The sequence below is a fragment of the Methylobacter marinus A45 genome (genome assembly GCF_000383855.1).
In the GTDB taxonomy this organism is placed as follows: domain Bacteria; phylum Pseudomonadota; class Gammaproteobacteria; order Methylococcales; family Methylomonadaceae; genus Methylobacter; species Methylobacter marinus.
Map to the genome: position 1 here is coordinate 4,085,403 of NZ_KB912877.1, position 24,490 is coordinate 4,109,892.

24 protein-coding genes are annotated in these 24,490 nt (G+C 54.3%); 12 read left to right on the forward strand and 12 right to left on the reverse strand.

Translation table 11 applies throughout. The features are described 5' to 3' along the window. The first annotated feature begins 1 nt into the window (after position 1). The 12 genes from METMA_RS0119210 to METMA_RS0119265 all read left to right on the forward strand — a co-directional run bounded on the left by METMA_RS0119210 (position 2) and on the right by METMA_RS0119265 (position 11,702). Complete coding sequence (locus METMA_RS0119210) at positions 2-538, forward strand: prepilin peptidase (protein ID WP_020160737.1); 537 nt, start codon at positions 2-4, stop codon at positions 536-538. Positions 539-742: 204 nt separating this feature from the next. Further along, entirely contained in the window at positions 743-1,246 is a 504-nt protein-coding gene (locus tag METMA_RS0119215) for a TadE/TadG family type IV pilus assembly protein (RefSeq protein WP_020160738.1), read from the forward strand. A 659-nt stretch (positions 1,247-1,905) separates the two neighbouring features. Then, positions 1,906-2,889, forward strand: coding sequence for a Flp pilus assembly protein CpaB (cpaB, locus tag METMA_RS0119220; protein WP_020160739.1), 984 nt, complete (start codon positions 1,906-1,908; stop codon positions 2,887-2,889). Position 2,890: 1 nt separating this feature from the next. Next, on the forward strand, positions 2,891-3,067 hold the full coding sequence (locus METMA_RS27200; protein ID WP_156830564.1) for a hypothetical protein: 177 nt from the start codon (positions 2,891-2,893) through the stop codon (positions 3,065-3,067). Position 3,068: 1 nt separating this feature from the next. Then, a complete protein-coding gene (locus METMA_RS0119230; RefSeq protein WP_020160741.1) occupies positions 3,069-4,424 on the forward strand; it encodes a type II and III secretion system protein family protein in 1,356 nt (451 codons plus the stop codon). Between the two features lie 4 nt (positions 4,425-4,428). Next, positions 4,429-5,652, forward strand: a complete 1,224-nt coding sequence (locus METMA_RS25155; protein WP_020160742.1) for an AAA family ATPase — start codon at positions 4,429-4,431, stop codon at positions 5,650-5,652. A 4-nt stretch (positions 5,653-5,656) separates the two neighbouring features. Further along, positions 5,657-6,946 (forward strand): CpaF family protein, encoded by a 1,290-nt coding sequence (locus tag METMA_RS0119240; protein WP_020160743.1) that lies wholly within the window; start codon positions 5,657-5,659, stop codon positions 6,944-6,946. Further along, complete coding sequence (locus METMA_RS0119245; protein WP_020160744.1) at positions 6,939-7,841, forward strand: type II secretion system F family protein; 903 nt, start codon at positions 6,939-6,941, stop codon at positions 7,839-7,841. The genes METMA_RS0119240 and METMA_RS0119245 overlap by 8 nt, the downstream gene beginning before the upstream one ends. Before the next feature lie 14 nt (positions 7,842-7,855). Then, positions 7,856-8,785 (forward strand): type II secretion system F family protein, encoded by a 930-nt coding sequence (locus METMA_RS0119250; RefSeq protein ID WP_020160745.1) that lies wholly within the window; start codon positions 7,856-7,858, stop codon positions 8,783-8,785. Further along, complete coding sequence (locus METMA_RS25160) at positions 8,778-9,515, forward strand: tetratricopeptide repeat protein (RefSeq protein ID WP_156830565.1); 738 nt, start codon at positions 8,778-8,780, stop codon at positions 9,513-9,515. Before METMA_RS0119250 ends, METMA_RS25160 begins: the two co-directional genes overlap by 8 nt. Before the next feature lie 125 nt (positions 9,516-9,640). Next, positions 9,641-9,916 (forward strand): DUF3613 domain-containing protein, encoded by a 276-nt coding sequence (locus METMA_RS0119260; RefSeq protein WP_156830566.1) that lies wholly within the window; start codon positions 9,641-9,643, stop codon positions 9,914-9,916. Between the two features lie 4 nt (positions 9,917-9,920). After that, entirely contained in the window at positions 9,921-11,702 is a 1,782-nt protein-coding gene (locus METMA_RS0119265) for a pilus assembly protein TadG-related protein (RefSeq protein WP_040590713.1), read from the forward strand. A 225-nt stretch (positions 11,703-11,927) separates the two neighbouring features. Here METMA_RS0119265 and METMA_RS0119270 read toward each other — a convergent pair whose 3' ends face one another. The 12 genes from METMA_RS0119270 to fusA form a co-directional block, all read right to left on the reverse strand. Then, complete coding sequence (locus tag METMA_RS0119270) at positions 11,928-13,043, reverse strand: GGDEF domain-containing protein (RefSeq protein WP_020160749.1); 1,116 nt, start codon at positions 13,041-13,043, stop codon at positions 11,928-11,930. 265 nt (positions 13,044-13,308) lie between these two features. Beyond that, the gene (locus METMA_RS27205; protein ID WP_020160750.1) at positions 13,309-13,458 is read right to left on the reverse strand and encodes a hypothetical protein; all 150 of its coding nucleotides are present in this window, start codon (positions 13,456-13,458) and stop codon (positions 13,309-13,311) included. 266 nt (positions 13,459-13,724) lie between these two features. After that, positions 13,725-14,099: a hypothetical protein gene (locus METMA_RS0119280; protein WP_020160751.1), complete on the reverse strand. Its 375-nt coding sequence runs from the start codon at positions 14,097-14,099 to the stop codon at positions 13,725-13,727. After that, positions 14,096-14,338: a hypothetical protein gene (locus METMA_RS0119285; RefSeq protein WP_198014549.1), complete on the reverse strand. Its 243-nt coding sequence runs from the start codon at positions 14,336-14,338 to the stop codon at positions 14,096-14,098. The genes METMA_RS0119280 and METMA_RS0119285 overlap by 4 nt, the downstream gene beginning before the upstream one ends. Positions 14,339-14,436: 98 nt before the next feature. Further along, positions 14,437-14,811 carry a hypothetical protein gene (locus METMA_RS0119290; RefSeq protein WP_020160753.1) on the reverse strand — a complete coding sequence of 125 codons (375 nt, stop codon included), beginning with the start codon at positions 14,809-14,811 and terminating at the stop codon, positions 14,437-14,439. Then, a complete protein-coding gene (locus METMA_RS27885) occupies positions 14,808-15,773 on the reverse strand; it encodes a hypothetical protein (protein ID WP_020160754.1) in 966 nt (321 codons plus the stop codon). The genes METMA_RS0119290 and METMA_RS27885 overlap by 4 nt, the downstream gene beginning before the upstream one ends. A gap of 126 nt (positions 15,774-15,899) precedes the next feature. Continuing rightward, entirely contained in the window at positions 15,900-16,106 is a 207-nt protein-coding gene (locus tag METMA_RS0119300; protein WP_020160755.1) for a hypothetical protein, read from the reverse strand. Positions 16,107-16,698: 592 nt separating this feature from the next. After that, complete coding sequence (locus METMA_RS0119305) at positions 16,699-17,091, reverse strand: DUF2721 domain-containing protein (RefSeq protein WP_020160756.1); 393 nt, start codon at positions 17,089-17,091, stop codon at positions 16,699-16,701. 153 nt (positions 17,092-17,244) lie between these two features. After that, positions 17,245-19,488, reverse strand: coding sequence for a methyl-accepting chemotaxis protein (locus METMA_RS0119310; RefSeq protein WP_020160757.1), 2,244 nt, complete (start codon positions 19,486-19,488; stop codon positions 17,245-17,247). Between the two features lie 306 nt (positions 19,489-19,794). Then, positions 19,795-21,009 carry an EAL domain-containing protein gene (locus METMA_RS0119320; RefSeq protein WP_020160759.1) on the reverse strand — a complete coding sequence of 405 codons (1,215 nt, stop codon included), beginning with the start codon at positions 21,007-21,009 and terminating at the stop codon, positions 19,795-19,797. Next, positions 20,978-21,538 (reverse strand): ANTAR domain-containing response regulator, encoded by a 561-nt coding sequence (locus METMA_RS0119325; RefSeq protein WP_036249181.1) that lies wholly within the window; start codon positions 21,536-21,538, stop codon positions 20,978-20,980. Before METMA_RS0119325 ends, METMA_RS0119320 begins: the two co-directional genes overlap by 32 nt. Positions 21,539-22,221: 683 nt before the next feature. Continuing rightward, positions 22,222-24,327 (reverse strand): elongation factor G, encoded by a 2,106-nt coding sequence (gene fusA / locus METMA_RS0119330; RefSeq protein WP_027147469.1) that lies wholly within the window; start codon positions 24,325-24,327, stop codon positions 22,222-22,224. Positions 24,328-24,490: the final 163 nt, after the last annotated feature.

A 24,490-nucleotide genomic window follows, 5' to 3' on the forward strand; every position in this document is an offset into this window, starting at 1 on the left:
AATGGATATCCTGACGACCGTCCCGATCCAATATTGGGCCCTGGGAGGCTGGGCCGCTGCCTGCGGCGGTTATGACCTGGCGGTCCGCCGCATTCCCAATATTCTGTCACTGGGCGCTCACGCCGGTGCACTGGCGATGCTCGCGGTGAGCGGCCAAGGCTGGCTGGGCGCATCGCCATCCTCGTGTTTCGCCGCCTGGGCGTTGGCGCTGGTTTTAACGGTGCCCGGCTATGCGTTGAGGCGCCTGGGGGCGGGGGATGTAAAATTGCTCGCCGCCATGGGGCTGGCGGGCGGCATGGAAGCGATGCTGACCGCGTATGCCACTGCCGGCCTTTTGGTGGGCGGCACGGCGGTCATCTGGCTGATGGCGTATCGCTGGCAGCCGGTGTTGGCTCCGCAACTGGCGCGAATCGGCATTGATGCGCCGGCGATATCGGAATCGAAGGGCAGGATACTGCCTTTCGGACTGGGACTCGCCATCGGTTTTGTCGTTGCGTTGGTGCTAATCAGTGTTAACGCTCCGCTTTTATCCGGCTAGCTTGAGTGATAGCAATGAAATAGGGTTTACTACGCAGTTTGCCTGTTCATCCGCCGAAACAAGCGGGTTTAAAACCTGTGGGGCGACTTCGCCTAAAGCGCCTACTGTTGGCAGTCGCCTTTTATCTGAATGGGCGACTGAAATCGCCCCCACAGGCTTGCGTAAGTCCTGTGAAATTTATTTTTCATCTTCAAGGTTAAAAGCATGGCAAATAACCTTACACAGTCTTCATTCGGCGCGCGCCGCCGATTATCGCGCGGCTTACGCAAACAAAGCGGGGCGGCGGCCATAGAGGCCGCGCTTTTGTTCGTCATTTTTTTCACGTTGTTCTACGCCATCGTCAGTTATTCGATGCCGCTTTTGATGATGCAGGCGTTTCACCATGCGGCGTCATCGGGAGCAAGAGCGGCGGTGGCGGTTAATCCTGACACGGCTGATTATGAAGGCGCCGTGGCAGGCAGGGTGCGCACGGTTGTGGGCGAATTGCTGGATTGGCTGCCCCCGGCCGCCCATAATGCCGTGCTGGGTGAAGGGAATGCAAAAGTGCTGGTGCAATTCGACCAGCCAAGCGCCGGCATGCTGACCGTGACCGTCCAGTTCCCTGGATACACGACGAATCCGCTGATACCGATTTTGAAATTCCCCCTGGTGGGCGATGTGCCGAAGCTGCCCCCAGACCTCATTGCCCGCGCTGTCGTACAATTATAAACCTTGGACTCGAGCAGGGCGCGGCTTAAGGTCCGCGCCAATATCCCATGGGCATAAGTACCCATAGGGCATAAATAAATTCGCACCTGCAATTTTCTGATTTATTCCATGCTCATTTTCCTTGATTCCCAGGCGTTTTAATCTGGCAATTCCTACGGATCGATGCCTAGATACCGCAACACGTAGGGGCGAACCTGTGTGTTCGCCCTTGCCCAGCGGTTCGCCTTTGGCCAGCGGTTCTCCGATAACCCGTTGTGCAGCCGAAACAGGGCGCAACATGGAATAATCACTTCCGAGTCGGTGAGAGAACAAGGACTGCCGGCGCAATGGCGTTTACAAGACATTCAAGAGAATTTATCGATATCTTTGCGATAAGGTACTGAGACAACGACAAAAAGTTTTTCGGTAACTATAATATCAGGGGGTTGGCTATAAATAATTTCCCTGTTTAAACATAGGATGTGCCGACGACAGGAGGCGCACTTGTGCCCTTTAGGGTATCGTTCGCGAGCGATGCACTTCCCTGCGTCGTCTGGAACATCTGCTTTTAGCCGGCACATCCCATGCAGGACTCTGATTCCAGGAAGTCATTTTCAGCCAAATCCTAAATATTAAGCACCTATACTTATAATAAATATACTCAGGGGCAAGGGGGAACAATGAGTAGTTCAGTTCTGCGCGTATTCGCGGTAGTGCTCGCAATAGGCGCCATAGCGATCGGTTATCTCGGTTATAAGGCAAGTCAACAGCCGCCCATGCCGGAACCGGCGCATGCCGAGGAGGCGCCTACTCCGAAAGGCGACCCGGTGGTGTTTGCCGTGCACGATATTCCGGCCGGCCGGGTTATCGCCCAAGAAGATCTGGTCACCGGATTCGTTCCTGCCCGGCCGGCCCGTTCCTACGCGGTCAGCGCCGAACTCATCGGCCGCAAGCCCGGAATCGGTATCGCCAGCGGGGAAATGATATTGTCCAGCCATTTTCCGTCCTCCAGCCAGTTAGCGTTAAGTCTCCGTCCCGGCGAGCGGGCGATGGCGGTTAGAGTGGACGAAGTCATCGGTGCCGGCGGTTTTATCGAACCCGGCGATCGGGTGGATGTGTTGCTTTACTTGAAGGCCGATCAGGAAATAGGCAAGGATAGTTCGGCCCAGGTGGTTTTGTCGCAAGTGCGGGTACTGGCCTTCGGCAATATGCTGGAAGCGCCGGATGAACAGGCGGCCGACGACGGGCGGACGGACTTGCTGGAAAAGGCCAAAACCGGCGGGACCAAGGCATCGGGTAAACGCAAGAATCCGGAGGAAGCCAGCGGAAAAAAAAGCAAAACCGCCGTGCTGGCCATTGCCGAAGCCGATACCTCGAAGCTCATGCTGGCGGAGTCCAGCGGCAAGCTCAGGCTCGCGCTCCACGGCGCCGAGCGGCCGGAGAATATCCTGGAAACCGGCGAAGCGCAGGTGATATCGGCCGCTTTCTCCCCTCTTGAATCAATGGATGGCGGCCGGGATAAACACTACATAGAAAAAAAAGAGTTGGTCCGGAGCGTGATGGCCAAGCAGGAGGCCGGGCAACAAAGCAGTAAGGACAAGCAAGGCGCTCAGGTCATTATACATAGGGGAAGTTCAACTGAAATCTTGACGATGGGGCGCTAACTTGAGCCGTCATTCCGATGATCGTGAAGAGGGTGTTAATACCTGGAAAATGAAACTGGTGCAGGATGGAGGCGATGCATCGATTGCGGACGATGCGCATCGTATCTCGCCAGCCATCCTGTGGCGGCTTTCACGGGAAGCCAACAACAATAATAACGATAGACCTGACAAGCATTAATATGAATTACTTTAAAGCGCTTTTGTTCTGCGCTCTTTTTGCGACAATTTTTTGCGCAAACGCATACGAGGAATCCATCAGCATCGAGATGGGCAAACAGTTCAGCTACCGGTACGGCAATGCCATTAAACGGGTCGCCGTCGGCGATCCGGAAATCGCCGATGTTTCCATGATCGATGATCGGCAGGTGCTGATCACCCCCAAAAAAACCGGCGCGACGAGTCTGCTGGTCTGGAGCGGTTCCGATGTCGGAGCGCCCGATTTTCATGCCGATTTGCTGATCACGGCGGGCGAAAGCCTGAAGCGGCATGCCGTCGAAAGCCTGGATGATGATCAGCTCCAGGTTTCGGCGGCCGGCGACAAACTCAAGCTTTCCGGACAAAGCGCTTCGCTGGAAAGCCATGACCAGGCCGGCAAGGCCACTGACGAGCAAAATAAAGCCACGGTGGTGGATGCCAGTCAACTGGGCTTCGACTCGCAGGTCCAGATCGACATCAAAATTGTCGAGATCAACCGGACACGGCTACAGAACGCCGGTCTGTTTCTGGGGAAAAACAGCGCCAATACCACGCTGGGGCTTTCCACACCGGGCAATCTGACGGGAATTGAATCCGCTGGAGCGGGTGCCTTCTCGCTGCTCAGCAGCGGCTTCTTTCCCCATGCCCAGGCTTTCAATTTTATCTACGGCAACGCCAGCGAAGGTATTCTCGGCGTAATCTCCGTGCTTGAGAACAACGGTTTCGCCTACACGCTGGCGGAACCTTCCCTGGTGGCCATGAGCGGGCAAAGCGCGAGTTTCCTGGCCGGCGGCGAATTTCCGATTCCGGTGCCGCAGGGCGGCGCGCAGACCGGCAGCATTACTATCAAATTCAAGGAATTCGGCGTGCGCGTATCGCTGACGCCGACCGTGCTGGACCAGAACCGGATTGCCTTGAAAGTCGCTCCCGAGGTTAGTGAACTGGATTTTACCGCCGGTACGCAAAGCGGCGGTACCGCCGTGCCGGCATTGCGCATTCGTCGCACCGATACCAGCATTGCCCTGGGCGACGGCGAGAGCTTCGTGATCAGCGGACTGGTGAGCCAGGACACCCTGGCAAGCGTGGATAAGTTGCCGGGGCTCGGCGATATCCCGATTCTCGGCGCCTTTTTCCGTTCCACGCATATCGACCGCAACAACAGGGAACTGATCATGGTGGTGACGCCGCACCTGGTCCGGCCGCTGGCCAAGGGCACGCCTTTGCCGCCCATGCCGGGGGAAAATTACCGGCGCTACGATCCGAATTTCTTCCGGGCCTTCTTTCTCGAAACCGGCAAGTTTCGCTCCGGCCCCTCTACCCAATCAGGATTTTCGAAATAACGACATGACTATTACACGCAAGCAAAGTGTTGTTGCCATCACCAGCAATCAGGAGCACATACGCTGGCTGAATGCGGTATTCAAGGATGAGGGCGAGGTGGTTATCGCCGATTTGCCCACGCTTGAGCGTGTGCGCCAAATACTTGACCTGACCGGCGCTCAGGTCGTGTTCGTGGCACTAACGACGCAGACGCTGCGGCAGGATACCGCTCTGATCGAGGGCCTGGTTACCGTCAAGCCCTTGCTGTCGGTGATTGCCATGGCGGATCAGATCGATAATGAGATGCTGCTTTTTGCGATGCGGGCCGGCGCGCGCGATTTCATCACCGCCGGCAGCCGGCCCGGCGAAGTCATCAGTCTGGTCCAGCGCTTGCAGAGCCGCGCGCCCGCTCCCAATATCTCCTCCGCATCGGTCGGCAAAATCACGGCGCTGGTCAGCGCCCGCCCCGGTTCGGACACGCCCATGCTGGCCCTGCATCTGGCCTTGGCCATGCAAGGCGAGAACAAGGAACGGAGCACGCTGCTGCTCGATCTGGGCAATCCGGCCGGCGACACCTTGACCTATCTCGGGCTCAATTCCCCTTACAGTTTTATCGATGCGGTAAGAAGCCTGCGCCGCCTGGATTCCATGCTGATCGACAGCGCTTTCGCCAAGCATGAAAGCGGACTCAGCCTGCTGGCATTGCCGGAAGAGCAGGGGGCGATGAACGACATCACCTCTGCCGATATTTATGTACTGCTGGGCATGCTGCGGCGTTATTTTTCCCGTATCGTCATCAATCTGGGCGGCGTGCCGCAATCGGATTTCCTGTATTTATTGCTGAGCAATGCCGACAATACCCTGGTGGTGGTCGAGCAGAGCGTTCCGAGTTGTAAGCAAAACATGCAAATGGTGCGAAAAATGATCGAGCATAAAATCGTGATGGATAAGGTAGAACTGGTCGTCGACCGTTATCTTCCGCAGTTGCCCCCGGATGCCGAGAGCCTGTCGAGGGGATTCGGCCTGCCGCTTCAGGCGACGTTGCCGCCTTCCGGCATGGCCCGCCTGAGCATGATGAATTCCGGAGAAAGTCTGTTTCAGTGCGCGCCGCGCGATCCTTACACGCTGGCGATCCGGAAACTGGCGAAAAGGATACTGGACAACGACGCCGATCATGCCCAAGGCGCGGGCGCCAAGAAGGGGCTGTTCAAGGCTATCGCCGCCTGGTTCGGCGGCAGCGAGGGGTAAGGCCATGGGACTGAAATTTCCTCACTACGACTACAGCCTGAAGCACACGGAAACTTATCAGGATCTCAAATATTCCCTGCACCATTACTTGATCGATCGCGTCGAGGAGGACAACATTCCGCTCAGCGAATGGACGCCCGAGCAGATTCAGCGCTACGTGCATGAGCATGTCACGCGCTACGCCAGCCACCGGCAACTGGCGGTGACCAGCTACGACCTTGATGACCTGGCGGAGGAGATGGTCAATGAGCTCACGGGCTACGGTCCGCTCCAGTCCCTGCTGGCCGACGATCAGATCAGCGACATCATGGTGAATGGCGCCCGGCATATTTTTCTCGAACGCAACGGCAAAGTGCAGCAAGCCGATCTGAGGTTCATCGATGACGATCACGTGTTGCGCGTGATTCGCCGGATTATCGCGCCGCTCGGGCGCCGGCTGGACGAATCCAGCCCCATGGTGGACGCACGCTTGCCCGATGGCAGTCGGGTCAATGCCATTATTCCGCCGCTGGCCATTGACGGCCCCTGTCTTTCGGTGCGCAAATTCCGCAAGGATCCGCTGCGCGAGTCGGATCTGCTGGTTTACGGCTCGGCCAGTGAAGCCATGCTGGAGTTTCTCAGGCGGGCCGTGACGGTGCGCTGCAATATTCTGATCAGCGGCGGCACCGGCTCCGGCAAGACCACACTGCTGAATATTCTGAGCCGGTTCATCGAGGAGCGGGAGCGGATTGTCACCATCGAGGACGCGGCCGAGCTGCAGCTCGGGCATAGCCATGTGGTACGGCTTGAAACCCGGCCGCCCAATGTCGAGGGTGCCGGCGAGGTGAGGGCGCGCGATCTGGTGCGCAATGCTTTGCGTATGCGGCCGGACCGGATCATTCTGGGGGAAGTGCGCGGCGAGGAAGTCCTGGATGTCCTGCAGGCGATGAATACCGGCCACGATGGCTCGATGAGCACGGTGCATGCCAACAGCGCCCGCGATGCCCTGGTGCGCCTGGAGATGCTGTCGGCCCTGGCCAACTTTCAGGGCGGCATCGACATACTGCGGCAAATGATCGGCTGCGCCATCGATATCATCGTCCAGATCGCCCGCTTTTCCGACGGCACGCGCCGCATTACCTCCATCGTCGAGGTGGCGGCATTGCGCGATGGCCAGTTCATGCTGAACGAATTATTCGGCTACGATAAAGCCCGCCGGTCTTTTGTGGCCGGCACCGCGCGCCCGTCCGGGCAGAAATTCGAATCCGACGCCGTTCCGCTATATCTGGGCGAGGGAGGAAAACCCCTTGGTTAGCAAGGAGTTTCTGAGTTATGCCATGGCCGTCGCCCTGCTGGCCGTGGCGCTGCTGATATACCTGCGCAGCCAGCGGGAAGCGTTCATTGAAAAAGTGAGCCGGCGCATGGCCGAATCATCCGGGATCAAGTCCGAAATTCTGCTGCACCATGAACAGCATGCCGCGCCCATGATCGAGCATCTGTTCTGGCGGGCCGGTATCGACGTGAGCGGCTGGCAATTGTCCATCGGTTTTTTGTGCCTGATTTTTCTGGCGATTCTCGGGGGCTTGTGGAAAGGTTTCGGCTTCGGATTGTCCGTGCCGGTTATCGGCGTGGCGGTCATTTACCTGTGGCTTTTGCGCCAGGCCAAAAAGCGTATCGTCCTGATTCTGGCCCAGCTGCCCTTGTTTCTCGATCAGGTGTTGCGCGGCCTTGGCACCGGCCGCAGCATGGAGGGCGCGTTGAGGCTGGCGGCCGAGGAAACGCCGGTGCCGCTCAAGGAAATTATCGACCGGGTGCTGCGCGCCAACGAGTTGGGTGCCGATCTGGGGGAGACGATCCAGGAGACGGCCGATCTCTATCGGATCAACGAGTTGTACCTGCTGGCGCTGGCGATAAGAATCAACCGCACCTACGGCAGCAGCGTCCGGGATTTGCTGCAGAACGTGGTCAAAATGATCCATGATCGCGAGGCGGCGCGCCGGGAATTGCGCGCGCTCACCGGCGAAACCCGGGTTACCGCCTGGGTGCTGGGCTTGCTGCCGCCGGGCATGGCGGTCTATATCATGGCCATGAATCCCAAGTACCTGGAAAGCATGTGGCAGGATCCGTCGGGGCAGGTCATGCTGGTCATCGCCGTGGTTTTGCAGATAGCGGGCGCTTTCGTGCTCTGGCGCATGATCAAAAGTATTTAGGAGATATCGTTATCATGTTGTGGCTGTATTTGATCATGGCGTTGCTTTTGGCCCTGTCGGGCGGCCTGTTGCTGTGGTCGTCGTTTCGTTCGGACGGCGCCGCTTATGCGACGCAGCGCCGTTTTCACGATCTGCTTAAAACGGGCGTGGCCACGGGCGGCGCCGATGAGGGCTGGCTGATTTCAGCCATTGAGCGCATGAGCGGCAGCGGCATGGGCAAGTTGTTCTCGAGCTCGGATCAGGAGGAGATGACACGGTTGCTGAAGCAGGCCGGCTGGCACGCGGTCAGGAAGCGGACGCTGTTCATGCTGGGCTCATGGTTGACGCCGCTGGTCGCGGTGGCGCTCGGCGGCGCCTATATGGCCAGTGCCGGCGACGTGTCCGGCACGCAAAAACTGGCCGGGATTTTTGTGGCATTCACCCTGGGCTTTCTCGCTCCCCGCTACGTCTTGCGTTACCGAGCGAATGCGCGCCGTAATGCCCTGGCCCGGGAAATGCCCACCGCGATTTATTTGCTGCGCATGCTGTTCGACGCGGGGCTGTCCATCGAGCACGCCTTACGCGTGATGCATGAGGAGGGGCGGGTGCTGATGCCGAATCTGTCCGAGGAAATCGCCGGCACGCTGCAGCGTATTGACGCCGGGCATGACCGCGCCGATGCCCTGAATGAAATGGCCGCGCCCCTGGAAGTCGCCGAACTGACCGATACCGTGGCCATTCTTAAGCAGGTGACCCGGCACGGCGGCAGTATCCGCGATTCCCTGGCGAAATTCGCGCAGTTGATGGAAGAGCGACAGCAATCGGCCATACGCGAATATGTGAATCAGCTGTCCGGCAAAATGTCGGTGGTGATGATGATTTTTCTGTTTCCGGCCCTGCTGATTTTTCTCGCCGGACCGGGTTTTCTTGCCCTTGCCAAGGGCTTGGTCAGTGTTTATGGCTAGGTTGGCTGCACGGTGTGTTTTGCTGGCTATGGCGGCCGCGCTTCTGACCGGTTGCAGCCGGACGGTGGGGCATACGGATCTGCTGGGATTGAATAATGAACCGCCGCGTCAGGTGCCGGCCTGTGAAGCCGATGCCGATCCCGAGCAAAACGTCAAGCTAGACCTGATACGCAAGCTCATGGACAGCGGCAAGCTGTACGCGGCCTTGGCACATCTGGAGGCCACACGCTCGAAGTCCCCGCGGTCGACCTATCTGCGCGCCGAAATCCTGCGCCAGACGGAGCGGACGGAACAGGCCGAGCCGTTGTACCGAGAATTGCTCGGTGGCTGTCTGGCGGGTAAAGGTTATCACGGACTCGGGCTGATTGCCGGCCGGGACGACAAAATTCCGGAGGCGCTGGCGTATTTGCATAAAGCCGAAGCTGAATTGCCGATCGACGTGAAGGTGCGCAACGATCTGGGCTACGCGCTGTTGCTGGATGGGCAATTCGAGGCGGCACGCAACGAGTTTTTGACGGCGCTTGAACTGGACGGCAGCGATCCGCTGTCCGCGACCAACATGGCGCTATTGCTGGCGGTAACGGGAAAGGAGCGGGAAATGCAGGCTTTCGCCCTACATATGAACATAGATCCGGAAACCCTAACCCAGCTTCGCGCCCAGGCCGAGGAGATCAAGGCCACGATCGACAAGCAGGGGCGCGGTCCGCGCTCGGTGCGCCATAAACCGTAGCGGGTCATTTCCGGCGTCAATGTCGGGTTACGGCTTGGGCCTAACCCGACCTACGAGGGGCTGAAGTCTTGTGCAGGTGTTTGTTATTAACGAATTTTCAACATAATCCCATGGGAGCTCAAATCATGTCTCATCAATCAATCGCAGCGCTTTTGCCGCTGGTCCTGCTGTTTGCCGCGGAGATCGCGGCGGCGGATTCCCTGGAGCAGTCCGTGGGCGAGGAAACGCGGCGCTGGCTGGAATTGCAGCGCAGCGGCGTCGCCGCCTCGGAAACCCGCCAGACGGTCTCGGGGCCGGTTGCCGATGCCATATACAAGCGCTATGTTGAAAGTTTCCAACATCCGATTCCGGAATTCTACAAAAGCGAGCAAAACGGCGGCAGCGGCGGCTTCTCGCAGTAACGCTGTGCGTATTACCAAAGGGGCGGGCATGACGGTTGAAAACAATCCTTTGAGGGCTGGCCGGCAAGCGCGTGGCGGCCTGTCCAGAAAGTCGCCGGCCTGCCAGCGCGGTGCCCTGGGCATTCTGGGCGCGGTGACGCTGCTGCTTTCGGTGCTTTTCACGGCCTTGGCCGTGGATACCGGGCGCCTGATGCTGGAGCAGCGGCGCTTGCAATCCGTCGCGGACATGGCCGCATTGGATGCCTCTTCCCAATCCGGCAGTTGCGGCGACGGCACACTGGCGACCGCCGAGGCGGCAGCGCTGACCAGTGCCGCGCGTAATCATCATCCCGTGGGCGGTACGCGGACTCTGGCCGTGGCGTTGGGGAACACTTCAACGGGAGCGGATGGCGTCAGGGTATTTGCCGCGAGCGACCCTGAAACCGCCACGTCCGTGGAGGTCATCGCCGGCAACACGGTGCCGGCAAGCCTGTTCGCCGGCGGGATGCTCGGTGAACAGGCGACGCTTCAGGCAAGAGCCGTGGCGGAGCGGCAGGCGTTGGCCGGTTTCTCCGCCGGCAGCGGGCTGGTATCGCTGAACAGCGAGGATTCGGCGCTTCTGAATTCGTTGCTCGGCGGGGTTCTCGGTTCGACTGTAGACCTTGGTGTGGATTCATATGAAGGCATCGCTTCGACTAACGTGACACTCTTGGAATTGGTGAAGGCCGAAGCGACTGTCGGCTCCGTGGCTGAGTTTCTGGATTCCGAGTTGACCCTGGGAGAGTTGCTGCAAATCTATGCGGATGCGGTGAATGCCTCGGGTGCGCTGGGTGTGGGAGCTATAATTGCCGACAAGATACCGATCGCCGCCAATGTCTCTGAGTTGGTGATCAAAGTCAGTGATATTCTAGCGATAACAACAGATCCAGAACTCAAGGAAGCGGCCGCATTAGCCAATATCAATCTGCTCAGCCTTATCACTACCACGGCGCTGATTGCCAACGGTGAAAATGCCCTGACGCTCTTTCCTACGGTCAATTTGCTGGGGATCACAATAAGTCCAGTATTGAAAGTGATTGAACCGCCGCAAATCGCCATTGGCCCACCGGGAAAAGATGAGAACGGCAAATGGCATACCCAGATGCATACGGCGCAAGTGCTGGTGGAGGCCGAAGTTAATGGGGACGTCAATCTTGGACTGGCGCAAGCTATAGTTGATCTCTCTTTACAAATCAAGGTAGCGCAGGGTAGCGCGTGGCTGAAAAGCATCCAGTGCCGCAATCAAGAAAACGCTAAATCCATCATTACTATAGGTGCGCAGCCGGGTATCGCCTCGGTTGCCTTGGCACAAGCTACAGATCCCGATGCATCGGCAGCCCATATAAATCTTTACTTGCTGAGCATATTGGGTATTCATCTTCCCCTCGCCAACGTGACGGCAGGACTGGATGTGACGTTAGCTGATCCGGACTATACTGAACTGATATATGAAGTGGGTGACAATAATGAGTGGCCCATGGTTCAGCGGGCGTCGAGCAGTGTGGGGGGGAGTCTTGACAGCGGGCTCGCCGATCTCGCCGATAGCGTGCAAATTGACGTGGAGTTGCTCGGTCTGGGTCTTGGTATCGATGCCATTGTGGAATTGCTCCTTAACGTTCTTCTGAAGCCTCTGTTTGCATTATTGGGCGACACGATTGCCCCAATTCTGGAGCCTCTGCTGAAAGTACTGGGAATCGGGATCGGTTATATGGATGTTCAATTATTTAAGCTGGATGTCGACAGTCACCGCCCCACCTTGCTGGTTTAAACTCAAGCTTAGGATTTGGTCGTCAATAATGTCCCCGTTTAAACATAGGATGCGCCGACGACAGGAGGCGCATCGTTCGCGAGCGATGCGCTTCACTGCGCCGCCTGGAGCGCCTGCTTTTGTTCAGCGCATCCTATGCAGGATTCCAGTTTCAGGAAGTCATTTTTAGCCAGATTCTTAGCTTTAGGCTGGGTTTGGCAACCCGGCCTTCATGAGCGGTAAATCTCATTGTTCGCCTTCTTCATCAAGGCTCGGATCGTACCAGGCGACCTTGTTGCGTCCGGTAGCTTTGGCGCGGTACAAGGCCTTGTCCGCGGTTCTTACCAGTTCCACGGCTTTCATGTCCTCACCGGCATACAGCGTGACGCCACCCATGCTGATAGTGACGCGCCCTAATGCCGAATCCTGATGGGGAATATCCAGATTCTCGACAGCCATGCGCGTGCGCTCGCAGAGTGCGTAGGCGTCGTCCCGCGTCGTCTGGCTAAGCAATATCACGAACTCTTCGCCACCGTAGCGGGCGACCAGATCAATGGATCGCCTGGCCGACTGGGATAGGGCCCGTGCTACTTGCTCCAGGCATTGATCACCTTCCTGATGGCCATAACGGTCATTGAATTTCTTAAAGAGATCAACATCCACCATGATCAGCGATATCGGCGTTCCGGAACGGCGCGCGCGCGACCATTCCTGTTCCAGGGTTATGTCGAAGCGCCGGCGGTTGGCAAGATGCGTGAGTTTGTCTTCCCCGGCGGCGTTTTCAAGGCCAAAGCGCGACAGCAAGTTATCCAGCAAATCGGCGTGCAGCAGTTGTGCCGAATAAAGCAGACTGATGGCCGTCAGCAAGACGGCGGGGATAGCGTTCCAGCCCGGTTCGCCGTCCACCACGATGAGCACGGACACGAGCGGCACCACGATGCCGGATAGAAAGGCGGCGTAGACTAATGGCAGTGCGCTAAGACGTGTCAGTCCGCTTGTGGCGATGGCGCCCTGCATGAGGATGACGAATAAACGCGTCGTCAGCGATAAATAAGGGAACAGCAATGCCGTCAGTCCAAAGCCTAGCCCCGCCGCGCCGGCAGCCAGTACATCCGGCATGATGGAGCCCCTTTTTAAGGTGTTCTCGGCGATATACCGGGATGCCCGACGGCTGGCAATCCAGTGCCAGATGCCGCCGATCATGGCGATGCCGAGCCAGGTAAGGAAAAGGGTAAGAGGCAGTTCGCGCCAGAGATAAACGGCGAGCAGGGTGACATGGATGCAATGGACGGCAAAAGCCGGCGCCGCGCGCCTGTATAACTGACGGAGCAGGTGTGCGAAAAGCTGGTGGGGATTAACCACGGCAAGTCGCCCCGATTCTAATGAAAGTACGGGGACTCAATGCCTGGTATTTTTTTATCGCGATTGAAGCACAGGAGAGGTTTAAGTGTGGCTATTATTCCGTAAATCAAAACCATGTCCTCCTTATTAATTGACACTTTTTATATTAGTGGCGCATTTTGGCAGGACCAGGGATATAAAGCAAGATCAGGACCAAGAAGCGTGCCGGTTGTCCATTATTGATGTTCAGCGCTGGAGGAATAAATGCTCGGCGTGCAGTCTGGAGTCAGGTCGGCGGCAGGATATCCCGTCGCCGACAGGCTATCTTTAAGGCTTTGCCACGGTTCTTCGGCTTGCCGCGCAAAAAATAAGGCGCATGATGGCTCCCTGGGATTTTGCTGATAATCAGTTCCAATAGTGAATTAGGAACGCGCATAAAATAACTTCCTTAAGTGCGCGGATGAATTTCCGGTGTAGGTGCGGATTTACTTGTGCCCTTCAGGGTATCCGCATAGTGCGAGTACCCTGAAGGGCACAAGTACCCATAGGGCATAAATGAATTCGCACCTACAATTCCCTGATTTATTCCATGCCTATTACTTAATGAACCGCTTAGGTAGATGAGCCGCGCTCAGGGCTGCATGGGAACAAGAAGTTAAACATCCCGGTTGCCTGATTAAGTCATAACTATGAAATATCACACTATTCCAATAGTCCCAAACTATCGAAAAGAGCAAGAAACGGAAAAGAAAGCCCTGTAAGCATAAGCAACCAATAAAAAAAACCTGCTAACAACCTATCGAATCTACTGGTATTACATTGAAGCAATTCAGCATCCGCATAAAGTGAGGATAATGAGCTGCGTTTAAGTTTTTTCGTTATGAATTCTGGTAATGCTAAAGCTTGTGCAACGTTAATAATATCCCAGCCACTCACAAACTCGATACCAAGCGCATGCTTGGTTTTAGGATTTCTTCTTAGTTTGCAAACAGTTATTTGTCCAAACGCAACATAAAGTATCATTACAATAACCGACATCCCAATCAGGATTCCAACAAGCAGTGTCATTATCTTCATAAGGAGCCTATCCCGTTCACAATGGAATCATAAACATTTCCGGCATTATCCTTTGTAACATTATTAGCCCACGTAGAAGTAGCAGCCGCTACGCCCGCCACTGCAACACCACCAACTATCAATCCTACCCATCCTACTGGAGTTGCGATTACCAAAAGCCCCAGCGCAACACTACCTATATTTACTACGGCTGTACCAGCGATGGCACTGGCCGCAAAACTACTGGACTCAATAAACAACTCACGCTCCAAATTCCCACCTGCCTGATAACCGAATGGTTGGCTGATGATATATCCGGATCAGTCCAGGCATCGGCTGGATGCGTTTATTAAACGCCTCAGTCAAATACACCTATTTTGTCTAAAATCATGAGTAACAACATAAATGAATGGGATGCCAGGAACCCCCCCCAAAAAACCCTGGCGAATATCCGATCAAAAAGAGTGGTGTTTTCATATAGCGCTTGGTAATCAGCGGCCAGGAATGACAAGGTAGAGCGACTAGCCCTATCTCTAAACCATTTAGGTGCAGATAATGCGCTGGCCACATTAAAAATGTCATAGCCACTTACAAGCTCAAGGCCGAGCTTGCCTTTCATTGCCGGATTCTTTCTGAGTTTGCGAACCGTCAATTGACCAAACAACACATATAAAATCCAGGAGAATAAAGCTCCCGCCAGCCCAAAAGCAAAAAGCTGCGAAGATAAACTCATCTTATACCCAATAAAGCCATTATTGAATCATACGTCTCGCCGCTATTGTTTTTAACGTAATAATTCATTCCCATAGATGCTCCAGCTGCTACACCCGCAACAACCGCTCCTCCAACAATAAGTCCAACCCAGCCTGCTGGCGTGGCAGCCAGCAAAAGCGCTAATCCTATTTTTGTAACAGCTATCCCAGTGCCAGCACTGAGCGCAAAACTACTGGACTCAATAAACAACTCCCGCTCCCATTTCTCGCCTGCCTGATAACTGTTATGAATGTTACCCACCCGGCTGGTGAAATCGATCACGGCAAGGCCATTGCCCAAAAAACTGGCATGTTTAGAGAACCTGACCAGATCACTGGCCTGTACCTGGCTGGTAACTTTGAGCCTGGCGACGTTCCGGCTGCTTCCGGCAATGTTGACGGCTCTTTGCGAACTGGTCAAGGGCGTGCCTCTATTCGACTTGATCTTCGCTGTTACGGCGTTAAGCTCATGACGAAATTGTATCTGCAGTCTTTCAAAGGCGGCATGCGCCTTCTGTCTGGCCAAAGCCTTTGTGGCTGAATTCGACTTTATCGCCGCCCGATATTCCATGAGTGCATCCTGATAATTTTTCACTGCTCCCGCAAAACCGCCAATGCGGTCAGCATATACGCTGGTTGCGGCGCCCATTAAGCCAATATTGTATTCCTGCAGCTTTTTGGTGATTTCAGAAAGCACGAGAACATTGTCTTCACCGAACGATAATGAAAGATCGGTCAGTTCCTTGGCGACCGGCCTGGGCGCGAGCTGGGATAACAGGCTTTGGCCAGCCAATGTGCTTCCGCCCATCAGGTACGGTGTATAAGCCTGCAGCGTGTCGGGGTTGGAGCAGCCCTGACCGGTCAGGGTGTCGATGGGAATGTCGCAGGTATTCCGTATATGATTTGCATCCAATGGCTGATTGCACAATAAGATTTCACTCATTTCTCTTCTCCTTGATTCAATAAAAATCCAGCGTGATGAATTAGACCTGACGTGTGAGCTGCGCGATAGCGCGTCCTGATTGACCGGCGTGGCGGTAACGGGCTCCAAGAGGCTAACAATCTCCTGCTATGGCGGCGTTAGTGACGCCTTGCCCATTCGCGAGTAAATGACGACCATTAAAACGGATATGATGAGGGTTGGCATGAACATAAGCTGCCCTAATGCCCGGTGATCAGCATCAGGGAAAAAGACGGTGAAGAGCCATCCGGCGATTAGGTTCAAGATGATTGTAAACGCGGCAATCCAGAATGCCTGAATGAAAAACCTTTTCATTGATATTTCCTAAATCCTCAATGACCTGCGCAATCGGGCGTCAGGTTGATCTATTTGTTGCGCCCGGGATAAGCGTGAACTTATTGGCTGAAACTCCTTTGCCGGAGAACCGGGGCCGATTAACATTCAACCTATGGGGGCGGATTATAACGACTAAACGCCGGCAGGGGCAACATTACGCAATATCGCAGGGAGGATGCTCAGTCCGAGTGTAAACAATTGTCGATGCTCTGGAATAATTTGGCAAAATCATCGCATTGCAACTGATTAATGTGAATAAACAGATTAATAGTCAATGTCTTATGAACACGCATAAAATAATTTCCTCAAGTGCGCGGATGAATTTCCAGCCTTATGCCGGGTTTCCGCAAGGCTCCAACCCAGCCTACCTGCTACTGTGGCTTAGCACCAACAGTAGGCGTTTTAGGCGACGCAGGGCAGAAAAGTGCTCCTCGGTAATTGCTCCTGCATTACTCTACTACACGCCATCCATGGCGTTATGCATTTTCTGCATTCATTACATCCCTGTAAATCAGCAGTTGCCGAGGAGCAAATATCTGTCCCTGTAGTCATTCGTGGTGAAATATTCAGGCTAACGCGCTTCCATATCTTCCAGTTCAATATTGAGCGCTTTGGTCGAGATCAGCAGCTCGCTGACCGATGCCAGCAGCGACAGGATTATGAATACCATGCTGAGGCCAAACATTATGTTGCCGTAGGTTTGCAATCCGAAAAAAATCAATCCCATGGCGATTATGCAGCTGATTATGCCGATCACCGCCAGCAATTGCATGGCGATAATAAAGCGTATGCGTTTTCTCAGGCTTTCAATTTGTTTTTTGGCTACTGGACTTTGGGTTTTGTTAAACAGGTTATGCTGTTCGCGAATGCGGCTGGCGATGGCCAGGAAACGGTTCGCGTATGCCAGAAACAGGACCGAAATGGCAGGAAATAAAAGCGCCGGGGTGGTGATGGTGATATTCATTGGCTGTTTGAAAGTAATAATTATAGGTATAGGCAGCAATGGTCGATGTTATCGTCATGCCGGCGCATTGGCGCACAAGGCGGATAACTGCGCCTGTTGCAGGCATGACAAGATAATGCATTGCCGCGATGCCTATTATAAGGCGGATTCGGTTTAAAACTCTTCCCATTCGTGGTCATGGACCGCCGATGCGGCGGGTACCGGTTGCGAAGTCATGGCTTTGATGAATGCCGACGCCTGTATGCCAGGGTTATCGATCGGTCGCCTGGCTGTGGCGGTTTCCGCGTGGGCCACATTAAACATGGCGAGCAGATGGGTCATGGCGGTCGACTGTTCGCTCATGGAAATGCTGGCGGCCGAGACTTGTTCGGCCAGGGCGGCATTTTGCTGGGTAATGTCATCCATTTGCGCGACCGCCTGGTTGACCTGCTCGATGCCGGCAGACTGTTCGGTGCTGGCTGTGGAAATTCCGGCGACGATATCGCTGACTTTCTTGACGCTGTTGACGATTTCATTGAGTGCGTTGCCCGTTTCATTGACGAATGCCGATCCGGCCCGCACTTTTTGAATGCTGGTCTGGATCATCTCTCTGCTTTGTCTGGCGGCATTGGCGCTGCGCTGTGCCAGATTGCGGACTTCCGTCGCCACGACCGAGAAGCCCCGGCCTTGCTCGCCGGCTCTGGCGGCTTCCACGGAGGCATTCAAGGCCAGCAGGTTGGTCTGGAAGGCGATTTCGTCAATGACGCCGATAATTTCGGCAATCCGGTTGCTGCTGTCGTTGATTTCCCGCATGGCCGCGATCGCGGCTTCAACGACGCTGCCGCCTTTTTCGGCCAGTTGCCGCGCTGAATCGGCCACCTGGTGGGCCTGTCTGGCATTGTCGGCGTTTTGCTTGACGGTGCAGGTCAGTTCTTCCATGCTGGAGGCCGTCTGTTCCAGGCTCGCGGCTTGCTGTTCGGCGCGTTGCGACAGGTTATTATTGCCGCTGGCGATTTCCTTGGCCGCCGTGTCCATGATGCCGGATGCTTCCTTGACTTCGCTCACCAGGCTCCTGAGATGGGTGACGGTGTCATTGACGCCAACCTTCATCTGATTAAAGGCGCCGAGGTAATCCCGGTTGATGGTTTGAGTCAGGTCGCCTTTGGATAAAGCGTTGGAAACGCGCAGTACATCATTGAAGCCGGTGTCGCAGGTTTCCATCAGGCCGTTAAGATTGGTCAATATGTCCTTGAACATGAATTCGAATCGGTCGGCATTGCCGCGCTGTGAGAAATCGCCTTTTACCCCGGCTTCGACTAGTCGTTTTATTTCTCCATTGATCTCAAGCAGCGTGCTTTTAACGTTATTCATCGTCTCAGTGATGATGATCGTTTCGCCGGGCAGGACATCCATGTCGATGGAAAAGTCGCCCTTGGCATACTGGGTCATAATATGGATCAGTCGCCTATTGATCGCTATCCGGGATTGAATCAGTTCATTGACTTCTTGCGCCATCCTGCCGAAAGTGCCGGGAAAAAGGGACGCGTCGAGTTGCTCCTTGACCCAGCCTTCCGCGTGTTTTTGCGCCATGATGCCTTGAGCGGTCACAAAAGCATTGATGGCGTCCTGCATGGTTTTCATGGCGAGTAACAACGCGCCGATCTCATCCTTTTGATCGGTTTCAATCGTTGAACTCAGGTCGCCGACCGCAATGGCGTTCGCCACTTGTTGCGCGGTGTTGATCGAGCGCAAAATGCCCCGGCTGATTACCAGCGTCAAGGCGAGGGCCAGCGCCACGCTGAAGACAAAAATGCTGATCAGGCCGATGCTGTAGTGGCGGATGGTGGTTTTCGCCTGTGCTTCGTCCGCCAGATTGCGCGAATTCGCGTAACGCACTACGTCATCAATGGCCAGGCGGTGCTGTTCGTATGCGTGCCGCAGATTCCGGAGACTGGCTGTGGCAAGATCGCGCTGGCCTGTTTTGATGGCCGGCAAAAAGCGCTGTTCGGCTTCGTGGTAAAAGTTTTGGGCGGCCTGATAAGAGCGCTCGAGCAAGGGGACGGTCAACTCCGGCTCCAGATGCTGGTCCAACCAGAAGCGGTGGCGGGTTTCATAATCGGCCTTCAAGGTTTGAAAGCGCGCTGTCAAGGCATCGGTTTCAGTGAGGGAGGCGGCCTGGGATAATTGCAGCGCCACCATATAGGACTCAATGATGTATTCGGGCGGCGGCAGGACATCGGCAATAATATCCTTGCCCTGAACGATGCGCTCATAGACAGGGCCATTGACATTGAGCGTGGTCATGGCCTGGAATGTACAAATACCGAACACGGCAAAGCCGATAACCAGGGCGGTGACAATGACCGTGAAGCGCATTTTAAGGGTTAACTGGTTCAAGCCTGCGATATTTTTAAACATTATGAGGGCTCTCCTTCTGCGAGTGATATTTTTCTTATTAAGCGGTACCGGTACGGCCGCGGTGATAAATGACTTCTTGTGTTAAATTTTAAGGGTGATTATCGTTCAGGGCGCCGCAAGCCATTGCCTTCATTAGCGCTTTGATTTCATGGCAGGGAAGTGATGAGACATTCGCGTGGGCCTCGGAACAGCTGGCGGTCGCCGTGATGCATCCGGCCAGCGTGTTTCGCGAACTTGTTAAAGCAAGAGGCTTATTTCAGGCATCATCCCGGGCTTTGGCTTTTATTCCGTTCGTAAAGTGATGCGCTATGACGGTTCCGCGACAATATCGATGGATAGAATACGGTTTTCGTCGAGCCTGAGAGACAGCGTTCTGCACAGCTGGTCGGTATGAAAATCCCTGTAGTGTTCGGACGCGACCAGACGGTTATTGGTGCTGGCATGTTCGAGTGCCAACAAATGGTAGAAATAAGGCCGCCAGGACCAGTTGAAGCCGATTTCCCTGGGTTCTTCAAACCATTTACCGCCGGCGAAATTAAAATTCGATGAAATCTGGTTGCCTTCGTTATTGCATAAGTAAAACCGGAGCACGCCGCTTTCTTCGAATGGATGTGCCGACAATTCGTCCAGGTTGAAGTCGCTGACCAATGCCTGCCGGAGGATTTCCACCAGCGCCTTGATTTTGCGGGTGGATTGCATTTTCTGGCGTTCCCTGAGCAATGTCTTTTTCAGGAATTTCTGCCTGAGCGATTCGATATGCCGCTGATGGTGGTCCGGGGCCTTGAACACGGCTTCGGCCGGCGAAAACAAGTGGCCCTGCACATATTGGGTGCCGCAGCTCAATGCATAAAAGAATTCATTGTCGGTTTCCACGCCTTCGCAGACGATGCGGCACGCGGTACGCATGCTCAAGCGGTTCAGCAAGTGCACCACCTCATTGGCAATGCCGCCCTTGACGGCCTGTTTGAACAGACGCATGTCCAGCTTGAGAATATCGGGCCGGATAGCCATGATCCTTTCCAATTGCGAGAAGCCGGCGCCGAAATCATCGATGGCGACTTTCAGGTCATGCTTGCGATATTCCCTGACCACGGCGGCTATCTTATCCAGGTCGCAATGGGATTCAGTAATCTCAATGATAATCCGGCTTCTGTCTATATTGAGTTTGTCCAGCATTTGCAGGGTGGGCAATGCCTTCAGGTCCGTGACGTGGTCGATCCATGACGCCGAGATGTTGATCGCCAGATAGCCTTTGTAATTTAATTGGCTGAATTGTGTTAGTGCCTGATGGCGAACCATGCGATCCCAGGCTATCAATTGCTCTTCAGGTATGGAGGGGGAGGAAAACAATTTGCCGGCGGAAATAACCTGACCCTGTTCATCATATTGTCGGGCTAATGCTTCATAGCCGACAATCAGCCCGCTGGCGATGCAGAAAATGGGTTGAAAATAAGGGAACAGTATTTTTTCCGGATTCACTTGGCTGAATTTATTTAATGAGTTCTGCCATTGAGATAACATTTTTTGCCACGTCGCCTATCGTTATGTTGCTGTTCATAGCCAGTTTCCTAAGGGTGTGATAAGCATCATCTTCTGTCAGTCCCTGGTGTTGGGTTAAGAGTCTTTTTGCCCGGTCTACCAATTTACGTTCTTCAAGCCTGCATTTTGTTTCCAGTAATTGCTTTTTAAGCCTTTGTTGTTCCCTGAAACGGGCGATGGCGATAGTGATGATGCTGTTAATGCGACTGGTTTCAAAGCCGTTCACCACATAAGCGCTGACGCCGGCTTTCATGATTTGGTCGATCGCATGAACGCTGTCATCATCCGCAAAAATAATGACGGGCAGGGCGCCAAGTTGTTCGATGGTCTGAAAATACTTTTGAGGGCTGTATATATTGAAAATAGCCAGGTCGGGTTGGCTGATGGCCGCCAGGGTAGGGATAGGGTCGCCCGAGCCCCTGTTAATTACCGAATATCCATGTCGCACGAGCGTTTCCGCTAGTGACGGTTCGGTGACTTTGTCTTCAATCAAGAGTGCTTTTAGGCTCATCTTCGCGCTGAAGCATAAGTCATGCCATAAGCGGTAAGGAGTGGGAATGCGGCTTAATAAGGGGATGGAGAGGTTTACCTGGGTATTTCACCACGAAGGGCACGAAGGCTTTGAAATTCAAATGCTTGTTAATGTTTCCGTAGGCAATTCATGAACTGACGGGAAGCAAATGACAATACCTTGATTTTCTTCGTGTTCTTCGCGATCGCTGGGGTGTTATGAAATAGCCGGGTTTGACGGGAGCTTGTTTGCACCGATATGGTGCTAATGGACTAATTTGGTGCATTTAACGCGGTTTGGGATTGGAAAGCCTGTCCCGATCAGGGTGGGGAAACTGATTGGATTATTGAAAGGAAATGTAGCCGGGCAAGCCTATCCACCCGGCTACAAACAAGGTCTACGCAAAGCAATGTCAGTAGAGCGGGCCTTTGGAACTCAACTCTACAGACATACTGCCTTGGGTCGAATCAGTTCGACCCTGCGGGCACGAAGCATGGGCAAGTCGACCGCATAACATCGTGCCTTAGGAACGTGAATTTTCTACCTACCTCCTGCATTCACTCCGTGGATGGGGTGAATGCAGAGAAATGACGGGATCATTTCCTGTCCATGCAGTCATTGAACAGGAACCGAAATCCTGCCTCACGCGGGTCCTGTTTCATTTTCGTTCCTAAAAGAAAATATTATTTATTTTTGTTGCGTTCGTTGACTTCTTTAATCACTTCATCTGCCACGTTTTTAGGGCATGGCATGTAATGTGAGAATTCCATCGAGAACTGGCCGCGACCGGAAGTCATGGTACGCAAGTCGCCGATATAGCCGAACATATCGCTCAGCGGCACGTCGGCTTTGATACGCACCCCGGTAACACCGGCATCTTGCGATTTAATCATGCCGCGGCGACGGTTCAAGTCGCCGATCACGTCGCCAACGTTCGCTTCAGGCGTAAACACGTCCACTTTCATGATCGGTTCCAATAATTGCGGAGCCGCTTTAGGAATGGACTGACGATACGCTGCGCGAGCGGCGATTTCGAAAGCGATAGCTGACGAGTCAACTGCGTGGAAACCACCGTCGGTCAGGTTTACTTTGAAATCCAGACATGGGAAACCTGCCAGCACACCTTTCTCGATACTGCCTTTGAAGCCTTTTTCAACAGCTGGCCAGTATTCGCGCGGTACGTTACCGCCGGTCACGGTCGATTCGAATACAAAACCGCTGCCTGGCTCGCCCGGCTCGATGATGTAGTTAATTTTCGCGTACTGGCCAGAACCACCGGACTGCTTCTTGTGGGTGTATTCGTCTTCCACGCGTTTGGTGATGGTTTCGCGGTAAGCCACTTGCGGCTTGCCGACGTTCACTTCAACGCCATGAGTACGCTTCAGGATGTCCACCTTAATATCCAGGTGCAACTCGCCCATGCCTTTGATGATGGTTTCACCGCTTTCCTCGTCGGTTTCGACGCGGAATGAAGGGTCTTCCTGCATCATCTTGCCCAAGGCAATGCCCATTTTCTCGTTGCTGCCCTTGTCTTTAGGCGAAATGGCGATAGAGATAACGGGATCAGGGAATACCATCGGCTCCAGAGTAGCCGGTTTATCCGTATCGCACAAAGTATGTCCGGTCTGAACGTTTTTCAAGCCGATCAACGCGACGATGTCGCCGGCTTGTGCCGTTTCAATTTCGGTACGGGTATCGGCGTGCATTTCCACCATCCGGCCGACTCGCTCGGTTTTGCCGGTATAGGTATTCAACAAGGTATCGCCTTTTTTCAGACGGCCTGAATAGATCCGGATGAAGTTCAAAGCGCCAAAGCGGTCGTCCATGATTTTAAAGACCAATGCGCGCAATGGACGGTCGGCATCGACGATCGCGTGTTCGCCGGTCGGGTTGCCTTCCAGATCGACTTCGGGCTGTGGATTGACTTCAGTAGGGCTGGGCAGATAATCAACAACGCCGTCCAGTACCAGCTGCACGCCTTTGTTTTTGAATGAAGAACCGCCGAAAGTCGGGAAGAAAGCCATGTTAATGGTGCCCTTGCGGATGCAGTGCTTGATCTCCTCAATACTGGGCTCTTCGCCTTCCAGATATTTTTCCATGATTTCGTCATCCTGATCGGCAACCTGGTCGATCAGCTTGGCACGCCATTCTTCCACATCTGCTTCCATATCGGCAGGCACGTCCGTAATTTCGTATTTCAGCGGGTCTCCGGAATTATCCCAAATCCAAGCCTTGCGGGTTAACAGATCAACCACGCCGCAGAATTGGTCTTCGCGCCCGATAGGCAGGGTCATCACGACTGGCACGGCACCCAACACGTCTTGGACTTGTTTGACAACACGGAAAAAATCGGCGCCTAGCCTATCCAGCTTGTTGACGTAGACCAGACGCGCTACTTTGGAGTCGTTGGCATAACGCCAGTTGGTTTCCGATTGGGGCTCTACGCCGCCAGAACCGCAGAATACACCGATGCCGCCGTCGAGTACTTTCAATGAACGGTAAACTTCGATCGTAAAGTCAACGTGCCCCGGGGTGTCGATGACGTTAAAGCGGTGGGGTTGAAACTGGTTCTTGCTACCTGGCCAGAAACAGGTAGTCGCAGCGGACTGAATGGTGATACCGCGTTCGGCTTCTTGATCCATGAAGTCCATGGTTGATTCGCCTTCGTGAACCTCACCCAGTTTATGGATCTTTCCTGTGAGCTTTAAAATACGTTCTGTAGTGGTTGTCTTACCAGCATCAACGTGTGCGAAGATGCCGATATTTCTGTAAAGCGATAAATCAGTCATGTTTGTACTCTAGTTGTATAAAAAACTTTTGCCGTGACTACTCTTAAATAAATTACTCAAGAGGGTTCGTACCGGGGCGCAAGAGCGACCTGCCGCAGATGTTCAATTTACTCCGCAGCCGCAGAAAAACCATTGGTTTGGATAAAACGCGCAGGATATTTAC

What these genes read in the sequence shown, in the direction of transcription:
- METMA_RS0119210 (WP_020160737.1), top strand. Translation starts at nt 2, where the DNA reads ATGGATATCCTGACGACCGTCCCGATCCAATATTGGGCCCTGGGAGGC.
- METMA_RS0119215 (WP_020160738.1), top strand. Translation starts at nt 743, where the DNA reads ATGGCAAATAACCTTACACAGTCTTCATTCGGCGCGCGCCGCCGATTA.
- cpaB (WP_020160739.1), top strand. Translation starts at nt 1,906, where the DNA reads ATGAGTAGTTCAGTTCTGCGCGTATTCGCGGTAGTGCTCGCAATAGGC.
- METMA_RS0119230 (WP_020160741.1), top strand. Translation starts at nt 3,069, where the DNA reads ATGAATTACTTTAAAGCGCTTTTGTTCTGCGCTCTTTTTGCGACAATT.
- METMA_RS25155 (WP_020160742.1), top strand. Translation starts at nt 4,429, where the DNA reads ATGACTATTACACGCAAGCAAAGTGTTGTTGCCATCACCAGCAATCAG.
- METMA_RS0119240 (WP_020160743.1), top strand. Translation starts at nt 5,657, where the DNA reads ATGGGACTGAAATTTCCTCACTACGACTACAGCCTGAAGCACACGGAA.
- METMA_RS0119250 (WP_020160745.1), top strand. Translation starts at nt 7,856, where the DNA reads ATGTTGTGGCTGTATTTGATCATGGCGTTGCTTTTGGCCCTGTCGGGC.
- METMA_RS25160 (WP_156830565.1), top strand. Translation starts at nt 8,778, where the DNA reads ATGGCTAGGTTGGCTGCACGGTGTGTTTTGCTGGCTATGGCGGCCGCG.
- METMA_RS0119260 (WP_156830566.1), top strand. Translation starts at nt 9,641, where the DNA reads ATGTCTCATCAATCAATCGCAGCGCTTTTGCCGCTGGTCCTGCTGTTT.
- METMA_RS27205 (WP_020160750.1), bottom strand. Translation starts at nt 13,458, where the DNA reads ATGCGCGTTCCTAATTCACTATTGGAACTGATTATCAGCAAAATCCCA.
- METMA_RS0119280 (WP_020160751.1), bottom strand. Translation starts at nt 14,099, where the DNA reads ATGAAGATAATGACACTGCTTGTTGGAATCCTGATTGGGATGTCGGTT.
- METMA_RS0119290 (WP_020160753.1), bottom strand. Translation starts at nt 14,811, where the DNA reads ATGAGTTTATCTTCGCAGCTTTTTGCTTTTGGGCTGGCGGGAGCTTTA.
- METMA_RS27885 (WP_020160754.1), bottom strand. Translation starts at nt 15,773, where the DNA reads ATGAGTGAAATCTTATTGTGCAATCAGCCATTGGATGCAAATCATATA.
- METMA_RS0119300 (WP_020160755.1), bottom strand. Translation starts at nt 16,106, where the DNA reads ATGAAAAGGTTTTTCATTCAGGCATTCTGGATTGCCGCGTTTACAATC.
- METMA_RS0119305 (WP_020160756.1), bottom strand. Translation starts at nt 17,091, where the DNA reads ATGAATATCACCATCACCACCCCGGCGCTTTTATTTCCTGCCATTTCG.
- METMA_RS0119310 (WP_020160757.1), bottom strand. Translation starts at nt 19,488, where the DNA reads ATGTTTAAAAATATCGCAGGCTTGAACCAGTTAACCCTTAAAATGCGC.
- METMA_RS0119320 (WP_020160759.1), bottom strand. Translation starts at nt 21,009, where the DNA reads ATGTTATCTCAATGGCAGAACTCATTAAATAAATTCAGCCAAGTGAAT.
- METMA_RS0119325 (WP_036249181.1), bottom strand. Translation starts at nt 21,538, where the DNA reads ATGAGCCTAAAAGCACTCTTGATTGAAGACAAAGTCACCGAACCGTCA.
- fusA (WP_027147469.1), bottom strand. Translation starts at nt 24,327, where the DNA reads ATGACTGATTTATCGCTTTACAGAAATATCGGCATCTTCGCACACGTT.